We start from the raw sequence: 14,638 nt of genomic DNA, 5'->3' as shown, positions 1-14,638 counted from the left end.
GGGACTCGGTGGGCGAAACAGGGCTCGAACCTGTGACCTCCTGCGTGTAAGGCAGATGCTCTCCCAGCTGAGCTATTCGCCCTCGCGGCGCCCGGCGCCGGCGCCCTTCCGCTCCCCAGCCCCGGGTCCCGGCCCGGAGTGGCCGAGTCGGAAGAGGGCCGTCGGGATCAGCACGCAGTAGCCCACGACCAGCAGTGCCGGCGCCAGGGTCATGCTGCCCCCCTTGAGCGTCAGGTAGCCGAGAACCACGGCCGCCAGCCCGGTCAGGAACAGGCTCTTGAATCCGAAGACCTTGAACGCGATGGCCACAGTTCTCCTCCTCCTGGGGGTCGGCGACGGGCGCGCCGACGTGAACGCTACGCGGAGGGCTCGCTCCCTGTCAAGCCGCCGCTCTCCCGTGTCCGCGGGCCGCGGCTCATGGCGCTGAGGCTGCCCGAACTGAACGGCCGCAGATCCAGCGAGACGGAGGCGAAGCCGAGCGCGCGCAGCCCCGCGTCCACGGCATCGCGTCGCGACGGGTCGGTCAGGCGCTGCCACTCGTCGGCGCCCAGCTCGATGCGGGCCAGCTTGTCGTGGTGGCGCACGCGGTAGTCCCTGAAGCCCAGGTCGCGAAGCAGCTTCTCGGCGGCGCCGAGCTGCGTCAGCTTGGACTCGGTGACCTCGGAGAAGTGCGGGATGCGGCTGGCGAGACAGGCCCGCGCCGGGCGGTCCCAGATGGCCAGGTCGAGCTCCCGCGCAAGGCGGCGAATCTCTCCCTTGGCCAGACCCGCCTCGGCCAGCGGCGCCCGCACGCGGTAGCGGCGCGCGGCCTCTGCGCCCGGACGGTGCTCGCCGAGATCGCTGTGGTTCCCTCCGTAGATCAGCGTGTCGAAACCCTCCGCCGCCGCCAGCGCCTCCATGTGCTGGAAGAGCTCCTGCTTGCAGAAGAAGCAGCGGTCGGGGGCGTTGGCCCGGTAGCTGGGATTGTCGATCTCGTGGGTGGCCAGCACCCGCACCGGGATGGACTGCCCGCGCGCGAAGTCCAGCGCCTCGTCCCGCTCCCAGTCGGCCAGCGAGGCCGAGTCGGCGAGGACGGCCGTGAGGGCGTCGCCCAGGAGTCGATGCGCGACCACGGCCAGATAGCCCGAGTCCACCCCGCCCGAGTAGGCGAGGAGGGTACGGCCGCCGCCGGCGAGGATGTCCCGCAGGCGGGACTCCTTGGCGCGAAGCTGGTCGTCGAGGGGGGGCAGGTCCATGCTCAAAGGGTAGCAAGAAGCGGGCACGGCCGCCAGCCGGGCTCAGCGTCCGTTCTGCAGCCGCCGCAGGGCGGCCACGTTGCGCTGGTGCTCGGCGAAGGTGGCCGAGAAGCGATGGCCGCCCTGTCCGTCGGCCACGAAGTAGAGGCTGGAGTCGGCCGGGTCCGCGGCCAGCGGCGCCGCCAGGCTGGCGCGGCCCGGGCTGCAGATGGGACCGGGCGGCAGGCCGGCGTTGAGGTAGGTGTTGTAGGGCGAGTCCACGGCGAGGTCCTTGAAGTAGAGCCGCGGCTTTCGACGGCCGAGCGCGTACATCACCGTGGGGTCGGCCTCCAGCTTCATCCCCCGCGCCAGCCGGTTCAGGTAGACCGCGGCGATGCGCGGCCGCTCCTCGGCCAGCTGGGCCTCCGCCTCCACGATGGACGCCAGCGTGGTCCAGTCCAGGGTGTCCAGGGTCCAGCCCGGCGGCGCCTGGCCGCGCAGCAGCGTGACGCTGCGGTCGAAGGCGTCCAGCAGGACGCGCAGCACACCGTCCGGCGTGACCGGGTACTCCAGGGCGTAGGTCTCCGGCAGCAGGAAGCCCTCGAGATTCGGCCGCCCCGCGAGGAAGTCGTGGGACGGCCAGCGCGCCGGGTCGCGCACGGCCGCGGCCAGCTCGAGCGAGTCGAGGTCGAGCTGGGCGGCGATCTGCGCGACGGCCTCGTCGAGCCAGAGTCCCTCGGGCAGCGTGAGCCAGACCTTCTCGGTGCTGCCGGCGCGCAGCTGACGCGCGAGCTGGGCCGGCGAGCTGGGGCGGCGGAAGCGGTAGCGCCCGGCGCGGAGTTCGTCGGCGGCGCCGGCGAGACGGAGCCCCCAGACGAAGACCCGCGGACTCGTCAGCACGCCCGCGCCGTGGAGCTGCCGCGCGATGGCCCGCGAGCTGGCGCCCGGCGGCACGACCATGACCGTGTCGGGCGCGGCCGGCGCGCCGGCGTGCCGCCAGACGCCGCGCGCCCCCATGGACAGCAGCAGCGCCAGCAGCAGCGCGCCCCCCGCCAGCGGCAGCGCGCGCCTCACGCGGACGCCTCCGGCTCGGTGCCCGCGCGCGCGTCGAGCCAGGACTGCAGGATGAAGACCGCGGCGAGGCGGTCCCAGTCCTTGCGGCTGCCGGCGGGGAAGGCGCGCTGGGCCGCCGCGCTGGTCAGCCGCTCGTCCCAGAGCTCCACCGGCAGGCCCAGCGCCGTGGCGATGCGCGCGGCCAGCTGCCGCGCGGAGGCGGCCGCGTCGCCCTCGCCGCCGTCGAGTCGGCGGGGCAGTCCCACCACCACGCGCTCGAGGGCGTAGTCGCGCGCCAGCGCTTCGAGATGGGCCAGCAGGCTGCCCCGCCCGCGGACGAAGGTCTCCAGCCCCTGCGCCGTGAGCCCCAGCGGATCGCTCACCGCCAGCCCCACGCGGCGCGCGCCGGGATCGACACCCAGCACGCGGGGGCGCTCCGCGAGCGGTGAGCGCGGCGGATCAGCGTGCACCCCGCGCCTCCCCGGGCGTCGCCAGGCCGGGCGCGCAGCCCTGGAGCACCAGCAGGGTGCAGTCGTCGTCGGGTTCGCCGCTGGCGCTGAACTGGGCGATGTCCGCGAGGAGGGCGGCCACCACCTGGTCGGGCTCCCCGTTCAGCCGGGCGAGGGACTCCGCGAGACGGCGATCGGAGAACTGCTCGCCGTGGCGATTGACCGTCTCGCTGACGCCGTCCGTGAAGCAGACGAGGCGGTCGCCCTGGCCGAAGGGAATCGCGTGGGTCTGGAACGCGCGCGCGGGGAAGGCGCCGAGCACGATGCCGCCCTCCTGCAGCGGCACGGTGGCGCCGTCCGCGCGCGTGAGCAGCGGCGGCGGGTGGCCGGCCGACGCGTACTCCAGCTGGTTCTCGCCGCAGTGGAGGCGTCCCAGCCAGAGCGTGACGAAGCGGTCGGACGGGCTGTTCTCGTAGATGATCTGGTTCAGTTCGCCGAGGATCTCCCCCGGCGGACGCGGCCGGCGGATCACGCTGCGGAAGGACGCCTGCAGCGTCGCCATGAGCATGGCCGCAGGGATGCCCTTGCCGGACACGTCGCCGATCACGACGAAGAGCTCGCGCTCCGTCTCGTGCCAGTCGAAGTAGTCGCCCCCCACCTGCCGGCTGGGCCGGCTGTGGCCGTGCAGGCGCAGGCCGGGCAGGCTCGGCTTGCGCGTGGGCAGGAGCCCCGACTGGATGCGCCAGGCGAGCTGCATCTCCTCCTCGAGCATGCGCTTGTCCAGCAGCTCGCCGAGCAGGGCGAGATTGCGCAGGGCCGCGGCCACCTGCCCGCCCAGCAGCACCAGGTGCTCGCGCTCGGCGCCGCGCAGCTTGCCGCCGCCCTCGCGCGGCCCCATCAGCAGCAGGCCGCGGCAGGCACCTTCGTCAACCAGCGCCAGCACCTGCTCCCAGTCGCGCGCGCCGCTGGGCGGGTGGAGGTTGTTGCGCTCGCACCAGTGGCCGAACTCGTCCCAGCGCAGCGGCTCGGTGAGCAGGCGCAGCAGCTCCTGCTGACCCGCCAGCGCCACGAACCACTCGGGATCGGGCGCGGCGCCCTCGCGGCGCGGGCAGTCCCAGACCAGGAGCTGAAGGGTGTCGACGTGGAACACGTCCTGCAGCACCGGCCGCAGCGACTCCTCCACCTCCTCGCGCTCGCTCACGTCCCCCAGCCGCGCGCCCAGCCGGCGCAGCGCCTCGCGGCGGGGGTCGCCCGAGTGGCCGAAGAAGCGCCGGTCCAGCAGCGCTTCCACGCGCGAGACCAGCGGCTGGAAGAGGATGATCGCGAAGACCGTCAGCCCCGCCTCGAAGAGCGCGCCCAGGTTGCCCAGGTAGGCCGTGAACAGCGACTGGAAGCGCTCAAGCAGGAACAGGTAGAGCAGCGCGAGGAGCAGGGAGACGGCCACGTCCAGCACGCCGCGCCGGGCCAGGAGGCGGATGCGCAGGAAGCGGTGACGCACGGCGGCGTAGGCCACCACCGCGCTGGAGAGGATCATCGACGCGGCGAGCAGGTGCGGCTTGAGCGTCGCCGACGGGCTCCCGCCCAGGAAGATCGGCAGCGCCTCGGCGAGCAGGTAGCCCATCAGCGGCAGCGCGAAGCCCAGGCTGAGCAGCAGCCGCTGACGCCGCAGCGCCACGCCCCGGCGAAGCTCCTCGCTGCGCGCGAGGAGGATCAGCGCCGTCAGGCCCATCAGCAGGTTGACGCCGGGAAAGAGCAGCGCGTGCAGCGAGACGCCGAGCCCCCAGACCGTGTCCAGGGCGGAGAGCCGTCCGCCCAGGAGCCCGGCCGTGTCCTCCACCGTGTCGAAGAGGCGCGAGGGCGACACCCGCCGCACCGAGAGGATGAGCAGCAGGTGCACCACGTGCGGCAGGTAGAGCAGCACCGGCAGGGCGCGGAAGCGGTCGAGGATCGCGCGCCGCCGCGGGAAGACGAGCGCGAAGAGCAGCAGCGTCGGGAAGAAGAACTCCCAGGTGTAGCTGAAGCGGTCGAGGAAGTCGCCGAGCAGGTAGATCTCGCCCTGGTCGCTGCGGGGCTGAACGAGCCCCACGCCGGCGAGGATCGGCGCGATGCCGCCGAAGAAGAGCATGAAGGCGACGACGCGGTGCAGCTGCTCGTGGCCGAAGCGCCTGAGGAGGCCCAGGCCCCAGACGAGCATGAGCGCGCCGGTGACGAAGTAGATGAGGGGAAGGAAGGTATCAGGAGCCATGGCCGCCTTCCCGGATCCCGCTAGCCGTCGACCGTGTCGCCACCCACCGCCTTCTCCAGTTCCACCACGAAGCGGCCGGCCTCGTCCCTGCGGATGCGGATCGAGTCCATGATCTCCCGCATGATGAAGATCCCGCGCCCGCGCGCGCCGAGGAAGGCGGGGTCATCGGGCGAGGGAGCCTCGGCGTCGAGGCGGTCGACCGGGAAGCCCGGGCCGCCGTCGGTGACCGCGATGCGGAAGCGGTTCTCCCCCACGCCCAGCTCGATGCTGACCCGCAGCGAGCCGTCGAAGCGGTTGCCGTGCTCGATCGCGTTGCTCACCGCCTCGATGCTGGCGATGGAGATCTGATTGAGCGCGTCCTGCTCCCAGTCGAGGGCTTGCCCGATCTCCTGGAGGGCGGCGTTGATCACGCCGAGCCACCTGAAGTCGCTGGGCAGATCCCAGCGCAGGATGTCGACGGCTCCATTGTCGCTGCTCGATGCGTGGGGCATGGCTTCGCTCCGGATCGCGACCCGCTGACCGGCCTCAGCCGGCGAAGCTGGCGAGCGCCTCTTCCTCGGTCTCGAAGGTCTCGAAGATGCCGGCCAGCTTGGTGACCATCAGGATCGACTCGATGCGGTCGGAGATGTTCGCCAGTTTGAACTGCCCGCCGGCGTCCTGCACCGAGGTGTACCCCGCGATGAGGATGCCCAGACCCGTGCTGTTGATCCAGTTGACCTTGCCCAGGTTCACCAGGATCTGCTTCTTGCCCGCCGCAAGCTGGCTCTTGACGAGCTCGTGGAAGGTGTCGGCGTCGGGACCGCCCATCACCTGGCCACTGACGTCGAAGACCACCACCTGGCCCGCGTCGCGCGTCTTGACCTTCATCCAAGCTCTCCTTCGTGGTCTGGAGTCCAGTGCGCGCGTCCCAGCAGGGCCAGGACCGCGCACATGTCCGCCGGCAGCGGCGCGGTGAACGTCTCCTCCGCCGCCGTGACGGGATGCCGGAACCGAAGCCGCCAGGCGTGCAGGGCCTGCCGGCCCATCAGATCCAGCGCGGCGCGCTCGCGCTCCCGGGCCGCGCGTTCCTTGGCGCGCAGTCGCGCCCGGCGTCCCCCGTAGAGCGGGTCTCCCAGCAGCGGGTGTCCCAGGTGGGCCATGTGGACCCGGATCTGGTGCGTCCGCCCCGTCTCGAGTGCCACGCGAATATAGTCGAAGCCCGGAAGGCTGTCTATGCGGGAGTAGCGGGTGAGCGCCGGCTTGCCGCCGCGCTCCAGGACGGCCATCCGCTTGCGGTTGCGCGGGTCGCGCCCCAGGTTCGTGGCCACCTCCCCCTCCGCCGCGGCCAGCCGGCCCCAGGCGAGGGCCAGGTACTCCCGCTTCACCTCCCTGGCCGCGATCATGGCCGACAGGGCCCGGTGGGCGACGTCGGTCTTCGCCACCAGCAGCAGCCCGCTGGTGTCCTTGTCCAGACGGTGGACGATTCCCGGCCGCAGCCGGTCGCCGATGCCGGCGAGCCCATCGAGCCGCGCGAGCAGGCCCTGCACCAGGGTCCCCGTGGCGTTGCCCGCCGCGGGGTGCACCACCACGCCGGCGGGCTTGTCCACCACGGCGAGGTGCTCGTCCTCGTGGACCAGGGTGAAGTCCACCGCTTCGGGTTCGAGGTCGAGGGGGACGGGCTCGGGCAGGCGCAGCAGCAACTCCTCGCCGCCGCGCAGGGCCTGCCCGGCGCGGGCCGGCCGGCCATCGACGGTCAGGGCGCCCTCGCGGATCAGCCGCGCCAGCGCGCTGCGGCTGCGCTGGGGCACCGCGCCCGCCAGCCAGCGATCGAGCCGCTCGCCCGCGGCCTCGGCCGGCACGCGCAGGCGCAGCTCCTGCCCGGCGGGGGCGTCCACTAGGCGTCGCCGGGGGCGTTCGTCGCGGCCGGCCTGCGCTCCCCGCGCAGCAGCGTGAGGACGATGAGCACCGCCCCGATGCTGATCGAGGCGTCGGCGATGTTGAAGACGTACCAGTGCCGGCCGGCCACCGTGAGGTCGATGAAGTCGATGACCTCGCCGGTCCCGCGCAGGCGATCCATCAGGTTGCCCAGCGCGCCGCCGAAGACCAGCGCCAGCGGCAGCGTGAGCCGGCTCTCCTGGCCGCGTCCCAGCAGCGCGAGGATCACCACCAGCGCCGCCAGCTTGATCGCCACGAAGGCGCCCCGCGCGCCCGCGAAGAGGCCGAAGGCGGCGCCGGGGTTGTCCACGCGCACGATGCGCAGCAGGCCCCAGAGGTACTCCGCGCGCCAGTGCCCGGCCACCACCAGGTGCTTCGTCACCAGGTCCGCGGCGAGCACCAGCAGCACGGCGGCGACGAAGAGCCGCCAGTCGGTGCTAGGCCTTGTCGAGTTCAAGCGCAACCTCCTCGTCGCCCAGCGTGTAGCGCTCCGCTGCGCCCTCGCCGCTGAGGCCCTCGCTCAGGTCCACGGCGAGGGTCTCCCCCATCAGGCTCGGGCCGTGCTCGGCCAGCGTGGCGCGGGTCAGCTCGCCGCCCTCCCAGCGCAGCCGGATGCGGTCGGAGACCTCCAGCCCGGCGCCCTTGCGCAGGTTCTGCACGCGGTTCACCAGCTCGCGCAGGTGCCCCTCGCGGGCCAGCGCCGCGTCCACGGTGATGTCCAGCGCGCCGCAGAGCGCGCCGTCCATGCCCACTTCGTAGGCGCCCACGGCCTCCGCGCCGAAGTCCAGTTCGTCGCGAGTGAGCGTGAAGCGCTGGCCGTCGGCCTCCACCTGCAGCTCGCCCTGACGGTAGCCGTCCAGCACCGCGTCGGGGGGCAGCGTCGCCACCGCCGCGGCGACGGCCTTCATCGCCCCGCCCAGGCGCGGTCCCAGCTGCTTGAAGCGCGGCTTGGCCACGAAGCGCATGCGGTCACCGGCGTCGTCGAGGAGGCCCACGGCCTTGACGTTGAGCTCGTCGAGGACGAGCTCGCGCAGCGCGGGATCCGCGAGCGCCGCGCGCACGGCGTCGCCGCCGCCCGCCACCTCGAAGCTCGCCAGCGGCTGGCGCGTCTTGAGGCCCGACTGGTTGCGCAGCGTGCGGCCGAGGCCCACCACCTGCAGCACGGCGCCCATCGCCGCCTCCAGCGCCACGTCCCGGCGCGACGCGTCCGCGACGGGGAAGCGGTCGAGGTGGACGCTGCCGGCGTCGTCCGCGTCGAGATCGAGCCCCCGCAGCCCGCGATAGACGGCCTCCGGCAGGAAGGGCACGAAGGGCGCCACGAGGCGGCTGACGCCGTCGAGCACGCCGTAGAGCGTCTCGTAGGCGCCGGCCTTGTCCGCGGTCATCTCCCCCTTCCAGAAGCGGCGGCGGCTGCGGCGCACGTACCAGTTGCTCAGCTCCTCCACCACGAAGGCCACGATGCCCTTGGCGGCCTTCGTGAGATCGAGGGCGTCGAGCGAGGCGCGGGTCTCGGCCACGAGCGTCTCGAAACGCGAGCGGATCCAGCGGTCCATGAGGCTGAATTCCGGCGACGCGCAGCCCGGCGTCCACCCGTCGAGATTCGCGTAGAGCGCGAGGAAGGCATAGGTGTTGCGCAGCGTGCCCAGCAGCTTGCTGTTCATCTCGCGCGGGCCGGCGGGATCGAACTTGAGCGCGGTCCACAGCGGCGACGTGGTGGCCATGTAGAGGCGCAGGGCGTCGGCGCCGTCGGCGTCCAGCACCGCGAAGGGGTCGACGCTGTTGCCCAGGGACTTGCTCATCTTCTTGCCCTGCACGTCCACGACGTGGCCGCTCACCAGCACGCTCTTGTAGGGCACCTGGCCCTTCATGAACACGCCGATCGCCAGCAGGCTGTAGAACCAGCCGCGGGACTGATCCACCGCCTCGCAGATGAAGTCCGCCGGGTACTGTCCCTCGAAGCGCTCCTTGTTCTCGAAGGGATAGTGCCACTGCGCGAAGGGCATGGAGCCCGAGTCGAACCAGGCGTCGATGACGTCCGGCACGCGCCGCAGCGTCTCGCCCGTCTCCGGGTGGCGCAGGGCGATCGCGTCCACCATCGGCTTGTGCGGATCGATGCGCTCGGGCAGCGGCTCCATCGACAGCTTGCGCAGCTCCTCGAAGCTGCCGACGCAGACGGCGCGCTCGCCGTCCTCGCTCACCCAGATCGGCAGCGGGGTGCCCCAGTAGCGGTCGCGCGAGAGCGCCCAGTCCACGTTGCCCTTGAGCCAGTCGCCGAAGCGCTTCTCGCCCATCTCCGGCGGCACCCAGCGCACCGCGGCGTTCGCGGACAGGAAGCGCTCCTTGAGCGCCGTGGTGCGGATGAACCACGCCGGCTGGGCGTAATAGATGAGCGGCCCCTTGTCGCGCCAGCAGTGCGGGTAGCTGTGGGTGACGGTCGCGCGGGCAAAGAGCAGCCCCCGCTGCTTGAGGTCGGCCATGATGGGCGGGTCGGCCGCCTTGAAGTCCAGGCCCGCGAAGGGCGCGGCCTCGGGACGCACCTTGCCGTCCGGTCCCACCAGGTCGATGAAGGCGAGATTGCGCTCGCGGCCGGCCTCGTAGTCGTCGGCGCCGTAGGCGGGCGCCATGTGCACGAGGCCGGTGCCGTCCTCGGCGCTGACGAAGTCCGCGCAGATCACCTCGGCGATGCGCTTGCCCTCGGGCGCGGCGGCGAAGTCGTAGAGACGCCGGTAGCGCCAGCCGGCCATCTCGGCGCCCTTCATGCGCCAGAGCTCGTAGCGCTCCCGGCCCGCCAGCACGGCCTCCACGCGGTCCTCGGCGAGGATCACGCTCTCGGCCTCGGCCGCGTCGGTGTCCGCGAGGCGCAGCTTCACGTAGGTGAGCTCGGGGTGTACGGCCACGGCCACGTTGGACAGCAGCGTCCAGGGCGTGGTCGTCCAGACCAGCAGGCTGCCGTCCTCCCCGTCGAGGGGGAAGCGCACGGTGACCGACGGGTCCTCCACGTCGGCGTAGCCCTGCGCGACCTCGTGGCTCGAGTAGACCGTCCCCAGGCGCGGGTTGTAGGGCAGCACCTTGTGGCCCTTGTAGATGAGATCCGCATCCCAGAGCTGCCTGAGCAGCCACCACACGGATTCGACGTAGTCGTCGTCGCAGGTGATGTAGGGGTGCTCCAGGTCCAGCCAGTAGCCGATGCGGCGCGTGAGCTGGCGCCATTCCTTCTCGTAGCTGAAGACGCTCTCGCGGCACTTGGCGTTGAAGGCCTCGACGCCGTAGGCCTCGATGTCCGCCTTGGTCTTGAGGCCCAGGCGCTTCTGCACCTCGAGCTCCACGGGCAGGCCGTGGGTGTCCCAGCCCGCCTTGCGCAGGACGAAGTGGCCGTCCATCGACTTGTAGCGGCAGATGGTGTCCTTGGCGAGACGCGTGATCACGTGGTGCACGCCGGGATTGCCGTTGGCCGTGGGCGGTCCCTCGTAGAAGACGAAGTGCGGGCGCGACGACTCCACCTCGGCCGCCTGGGTGCGCGCGAAGATCCCCGCGCGGTCCCAGTAGCTCGCCACCGCCCGCTCCAGTTCCACCGGCTGCTTCGCCAGCTCGGGGAAGCGCTGCCTCGTGCCTTGCTCGCTCATTGCTCCACACCTTTGCGTTCGTTCAGGGCCTTCGCGAAGTCCAGGATCAGGGCCTCGAGGCGAGGCCGCGCCGCGGCCGCCGCCGCGAGGATGGCGGGCACGTCCACGGGCTCGAGGGCGTCGGGATCGCAGCGGTCGGTGACCACCGCGAGGCCCAGCACCTCCATCCCCATGTGCACGGCGGCCAGGGTCTCCGGCACCATGCTCATGCCCACCAGGTCCGCGCCGATCGACCGCAGGAAGCGGTACTCCGCCGCGGTCTCCAGATTGGGTCCGGCCACTCCCGCCAGCACGCCCTCGGGCAGCGCGTGGCCGGCCGCCGCCGCCAGCTCGCCGGCCAGCCGACGCCACGCCGGGCTGTAGGGCGCGGAGAAGTCCGGGAAGCGGGGGCCCAGCCGCTCGTCGTTGGGGCCGATCAGCGGATTCGCGCCCATCAGGTTGATGTGATCGCGCACGGCCACGACGTCGCTCACCGCGAGCGACGGCGCCAGCCCGCCCACCGCGCTGCAGAGCACCACGCCCTCGGCGCCCAGCGCCCGCAGCGCGCGCAGGGGATGCACCACCTCGGCCATGCTGTGGCCCTCGTAGTAGTGGAGGCGTCCCTCCAGCACGGTCACGGGCAGGCCCGCGAGCCGTCCCCAGTGCAGCGTGCCGGCGTGGAAGTCCACGGTGGAGGACGCGAACCGCGGCACCTCGCCGAAGGGCAGGCTGCCGGCCGCCTCGAGGCGCGAGGCGAGGCCGTCCAGCCCCGAACCCAGCACGATGACCAGCGAGGGCCGCGGCAGGCCGCGGTCCCGCAGGAACGCCGCCGACTCCTCGACGCGTGAGTAGAGATCGTCCATGCCGGGTCCTCTGGCTGGGAGTTCGCCGCGCCGCGCAGGGCGCGGGGACAAGGTTCGGAATCTAGACCGCTTGCGAGAGGGATTCAAGCGTCGAGCGGCGACGCGCCGAAGATGGCCGCGCCCACGCGCAGGATCGTGGCGCCCTCCTCCACGGCGATCTCGAAGTCGCCGCTCATGCCCATGGACAGCTCCTCCACGGGCAGGCGGGGCAGGTCGCGGCCGCGGAGCCCGTCGCGCAGCGCCGCCAGCTGGCGGAAGCTCGCCCGGACGGCCTCGGCCCCGCCACTCTGGAGCGGAGGGGCCATGGTCATGAGGCCCTTCACGACGATCCCCCGCAGCTCCGCCAGCGCCAGCGCCAGGTCCTCGGCCTCGCCGGGCGACACGCCCTGCTTGCTCTCCTCCCCCGAGCAGTTCACCTGCAGCAGCACCGGCGTGAGCAGCTCGCGCTCCAGGGATTTCTCCGACAGGCGCTGGCCCAGCTCGAAGCCGTCCACCGCGTGGACGAGATCGAAGCGCCCGAGCACCTTGTTCACCTTGTTGCTCTGCAGGTGGCCGATGAGATGCCAGACCACGTCGTCGGGCAGCAGGTCCAGCTTGGGCAGGGCGTCCTGGACGCGGCTTTCGCCGAACTCCCGCTGCCCGGCGGCGTAGGCCCCCAGCACCTGGGCCGGCGTGGCCGCCTTGCTCACGGCGACGAGGCGCACCGCCGCCGGCGAGCGCCCGGCGCGGCGCGCCGCCTCCACGATGCGCGCGCGGACCTCGCGCAGGCGCTGACCCACCTGTTCCCGGGGCGGTTCGTTCATGCCGGCGCCTCGAAGCAGTCGCGACAGCGGGGCTCGTAGGCCTCGCTCGCGCCCACCAGCACGCGGCCTTCATCCGCCACGATGCGCTGGCTGTGCGAGGCCGGGGCGCCGCAGACCAGGCAGACGGCGTGGGTCTTGGTGACCTCCTCGGCCACGGCCATGAGCTGCGGCACCGGCTCGAAGGGCTCGCCGCGGTAGTCCATGTCCAGTCCGGCGACGATCACGCGCTTGCCCGTCCGCGCCAGCTCCACGCAGAGCGCGACCACGGCGGGGCCCAGGAACTGGGCTTCGTCGATGCCGATCACCTGGGTCTCGGGGGCCAGGGCGCGGCGGAGCGCGGCCACGTCCGCCACCGGGGTGGACTCGATGCTCGTGGCGTCGTGGGAGACGATCGCCCCGGCGTCGTAGCGGTCGTCGATGCTCGGCTTGAAGGCCTGCACCGCCTGCCGCGCGATCCTGGCGCGGCGCAGGCGCCGGATGAGTTCCTCCGACTTGCCGCTGAACATGCCGCCGGCGATGACCTCGATCCAGCCCGCGTGGGCGGGGCGCAGGCGCGGTGTCGCTGAGTTCATGCCCACCTCCGGCCCACTAACTAGCACCTGGGGGGCGGGGCCGCAAGGCCGGGGCTGGAACTCCCCGCCCCGCGCGGAGTTGACTGCGGCCTCGGCCCCACGGTCGCCCGTCGCCGGGACGCGGACCATTGCCATTCCGGCGCGGTCCGCCTATGCTGGAGCGCCTGTCGCCCACCCATCCATCCACGGAGACCGTCATGACCGCTCCCGCCTCCCTCGGCCTGAGCCTGCTGCTGCTCGCCGCCTCCCTGTCCCCCGCCGTCGCCGCCGCCCCCGCTCCCGCCGAGGCCGGGACGCGGCAGTTCGTCTACTTCGTGGGGGGGCAGAGCATCGGCTCGGAGCGCTTCGACGTGGAGAACCGCGGCGACACGCTGCTCGTGTCGGGCGAGCTGGTGCTGAACCAGCCCATGGAGCGCCGCCTGCGGGCCACGACCCGGGTGGCGGGCCCGGACGAGCACTTCGTGTCCTACCTGCTGCGCACCACGCGCGGCGACAGCCTCGGCGCCTCGGTCTTCGGCGACTCGCTGCACCTCTTCGCCATCGGCCCCAGCTTCAACCGCGAGTCCAACGTGGCGGCGGGCGAGGCCAGGACCACCATCGTCGACAACGGCATCGCCTCGCACCTGTGGCTGCTCGGCCGGCATCTCGCCCGGGATCCCGACCGGCACGACGCCCTGCTCGCCGTGGTCCCCCAGCAGGTCTGGACGGGACCGCTGCTCCGCGACGCGGCCGAGCCCGCCACGGCGACCCTCGAGGGCAAGCCACTCGAAGTGCTGCGGCACCGCTTCACGATCGCCGGCATCCTGACCTTCATCGACACCAGCGCGGACGGTGAGTTCTACGCGCTGAACGTGCCCATCCAGAACTTCGAGATCCGGCGGCCCGGCTACGAGGCCCCGCTGCAGGGCGCCGCGCCCAGCGCCGCGCGCCGGCAGTTCCCCACCGAGGGCGTCACGGTGGAGGGCGGCGGCCCCGCGCTCGGCGGCACCCTCACGCTGCCCGAGGGCAAGGGTCCCTGGCCGGCCTGCATCTTCCTCCACGGATCGGGGCCGATGGACCGCGACATGGCGCTGGGCCCCAACCGCGTCTTCGCCGAGCTCGCCGACGGCCTCGCGGCCCGGGGCATCGCCAGCCTGCGCTACGACAAGCGGACCTACGTCATGAACCGCGGCAAGCAGAACCCCGCGGTCTACGAGGATCGCACCTTCACCCTGAAGGAAGAGGTGATGGACGACGCCCACGCCGCCTACGCGCTGCTGCGGGGCGACAGCCGCTTCGACCCCAACCGGCTCTTCCTGCTGGGTCACAGCCTGGGGGCCGGCGCCGCGGCCACGCTGGCGCTCGAGTTCGAGGACGAGGGCGAGCCCCTGGCGGGCATCGTGCTGCTCGCCCCGCCGGGCCGGGACCTGCTGACCATCCTCGTGGACCAGTACGACGTGCTGCTCGCCCAGGGCAGCGTGACCAAGGACGAGGTCCAGCGCGCCCAGTACCAGGCCGAGCAGATGCGAAGCGGCAACGTCGGCGAGGACAACATCATCTTCAACGCCAAGGCGCGCTACTGGGAGTCCGTCCTCTACTGGAAGCCCTGGGACGACTACCGCGCCCAGCACGCGCCGGCGCTGGTGCTCTTCGGCGCGCGGGACTACCAGATCACCACCCCCGACCAGGAGAAGTGGCGGGAGGTCATGGACGCCGACGGCCGGACAGGCTCCCGGCTCGAGGTGCTTCCGCGGCTCAACCATCTTTTCCTGCCGGGGACCGGGACGCCGGGGCCGGCCGAGTTCGGCGTCCCGGGCCATCTCGAGGCCCCGTTCCTGGAGGAGATCGGCGGCTGGATGCTGGCCCAGCGGGCGCACTGACCGCCCCCGGCGCGCCGGAAAAATGGCCCGCGCCCCTGGACAGGGCGCCTCGGGCCGCCTATCC

14 protein-coding genes and 1 tRNA gene are annotated in these 14,638 nt (G+C 72.5%); 1 reads left to right on the top strand and 14 read right to left on the bottom strand.

The window, feature by feature from the left end; all coding sequences use genetic code 11:
* Positions 1-9: 9 nt before the first annotated feature.
* The 14 genes from H6693_00330 to H6693_00265 all read right to left on the bottom strand — a co-directional run bounded on the left by H6693_00330 (position 10) and on the right by H6693_00265 (position 12,715).
* Positions 10-82 (bottom strand) — tRNA-Val (locus H6693_00330).
* A complete protein-coding gene (locus tag H6693_00325) occupies positions 73-309 on the bottom strand; it encodes a hypothetical protein (protein MCB9514623.1) in 237 nt (78 codons plus the stop codon). The genes H6693_00330 and H6693_00325 overlap by 10 nt, the downstream gene beginning before the upstream one ends.
* A gap of 47 nt (positions 310-356) precedes the next feature.
* Entirely contained in the window at positions 357-1,235 is an 879-nt protein-coding gene (larE, locus tag H6693_00320; protein MCB9514622.1) for an ATP-dependent sacrificial sulfur transferase LarE, read from the bottom strand.
* A gap of 42 nt (positions 1,236-1,277) precedes the next feature.
* Entirely contained in the window at positions 1,278-2,288 is a 1,011-nt protein-coding gene (gene mltG / locus H6693_00315) for an endolytic transglycosylase MltG (protein ID MCB9514621.1), read from the bottom strand.
* Complete coding sequence (gene ruvX / locus H6693_00310; GenBank protein MCB9514620.1) at positions 2,285-2,737, bottom strand: Holliday junction resolvase RuvX; 453 nt, start codon at positions 2,735-2,737, stop codon at positions 2,285-2,287. The genes mltG and ruvX overlap by 4 nt, the downstream gene beginning before the upstream one ends.
* On the bottom strand, positions 2,727-4,961 hold the full coding sequence (locus H6693_00305) for a PP2C family protein-serine/threonine phosphatase (protein ID MCB9514619.1): 2,235 nt from the start codon (positions 4,959-4,961) through the stop codon (positions 2,727-2,729). The genes ruvX and H6693_00305 overlap by 11 nt, the downstream gene beginning before the upstream one ends.
* A 20-nt stretch (positions 4,962-4,981) precedes the next feature.
* Positions 4,982-5,452, bottom strand: a complete 471-nt coding sequence (locus H6693_00300; protein MCB9514618.1) for an ATP-binding protein — start codon at positions 5,450-5,452, stop codon at positions 4,982-4,984.
* 34 nt (positions 5,453-5,486) lie between these two features.
* On the bottom strand, positions 5,487-5,828 hold the full coding sequence (locus tag H6693_00295; protein ID MCB9514617.1) for an STAS domain-containing protein: 342 nt from the start codon (positions 5,826-5,828) through the stop codon (positions 5,487-5,489).
* Positions 5,825-6,811 carry an RluA family pseudouridine synthase gene (locus H6693_00290; protein ID MCB9514616.1) on the bottom strand — a complete coding sequence of 329 codons (987 nt, stop codon included), beginning with the start codon at positions 6,809-6,811 and terminating at the stop codon, positions 5,825-5,827. The genes H6693_00295 and H6693_00290 overlap by 4 nt, the downstream gene beginning before the upstream one ends.
* A gap of 23 nt (positions 6,812-6,834) precedes the next feature.
* A complete protein-coding gene (gene lspA, locus H6693_00285; protein ID MCB9514615.1) occupies positions 6,835-7,332 on the bottom strand; it encodes a signal peptidase II in 498 nt (165 codons plus the stop codon).
* Positions 7,313-10,498 carry an isoleucine--tRNA ligase gene (locus H6693_00280; GenBank protein ID MCB9514614.1) on the bottom strand — a complete coding sequence of 1,062 codons (3,186 nt, stop codon included), beginning with the start codon at positions 10,496-10,498 and terminating at the stop codon, positions 7,313-7,315. The genes lspA and H6693_00280 overlap by 20 nt, the downstream gene beginning before the upstream one ends.
* Entirely contained in the window at positions 10,495-11,340 is an 846-nt protein-coding gene (locus tag H6693_00275) for a purine-nucleoside phosphorylase (protein ID MCB9514613.1), read from the bottom strand. The genes H6693_00280 and H6693_00275 overlap by 4 nt, the downstream gene beginning before the upstream one ends.
* Positions 11,341-11,423: 83 nt before the next feature.
* Complete coding sequence (locus H6693_00270) at positions 11,424-12,143, bottom strand: YggS family pyridoxal phosphate-dependent enzyme (GenBank protein ID MCB9514612.1); 720 nt, start codon at positions 12,141-12,143, stop codon at positions 11,424-11,426.
* Positions 12,140-12,715 carry a thymidine kinase gene (locus tag H6693_00265; GenBank protein MCB9514611.1) on the bottom strand — a complete coding sequence of 192 codons (576 nt, stop codon included), beginning with the start codon at positions 12,713-12,715 and terminating at the stop codon, positions 12,140-12,142. The genes H6693_00270 and H6693_00265 overlap by 4 nt, the downstream gene beginning before the upstream one ends.
* A 197-nt stretch (positions 12,716-12,912) precedes the next feature.
* Here H6693_00265 and H6693_00260 point away from each other — a divergent pair, with 197 nt between their 5' ends.
* A complete protein-coding gene (locus tag H6693_00260) occupies positions 12,913-14,574 on the top strand; it encodes an alpha/beta fold hydrolase (protein MCB9514610.1) in 1,662 nt (553 codons plus the stop codon).
* Positions 14,575-14,638: the final 64 nt, after the last annotated feature.

Source organism: Candidatus Latescibacterota bacterium, from assembly GCA_020633725.1.
Classification (GTDB): domain Bacteria; phylum Krumholzibacteriota; class Krumholzibacteriia; order JACNKJ01; family JACNKJ01; genus VGXI01.
Note: the sequence above shows the minus strand (reverse complement) of the source record. Positions and strands in the feature narration are given on the sequence as shown.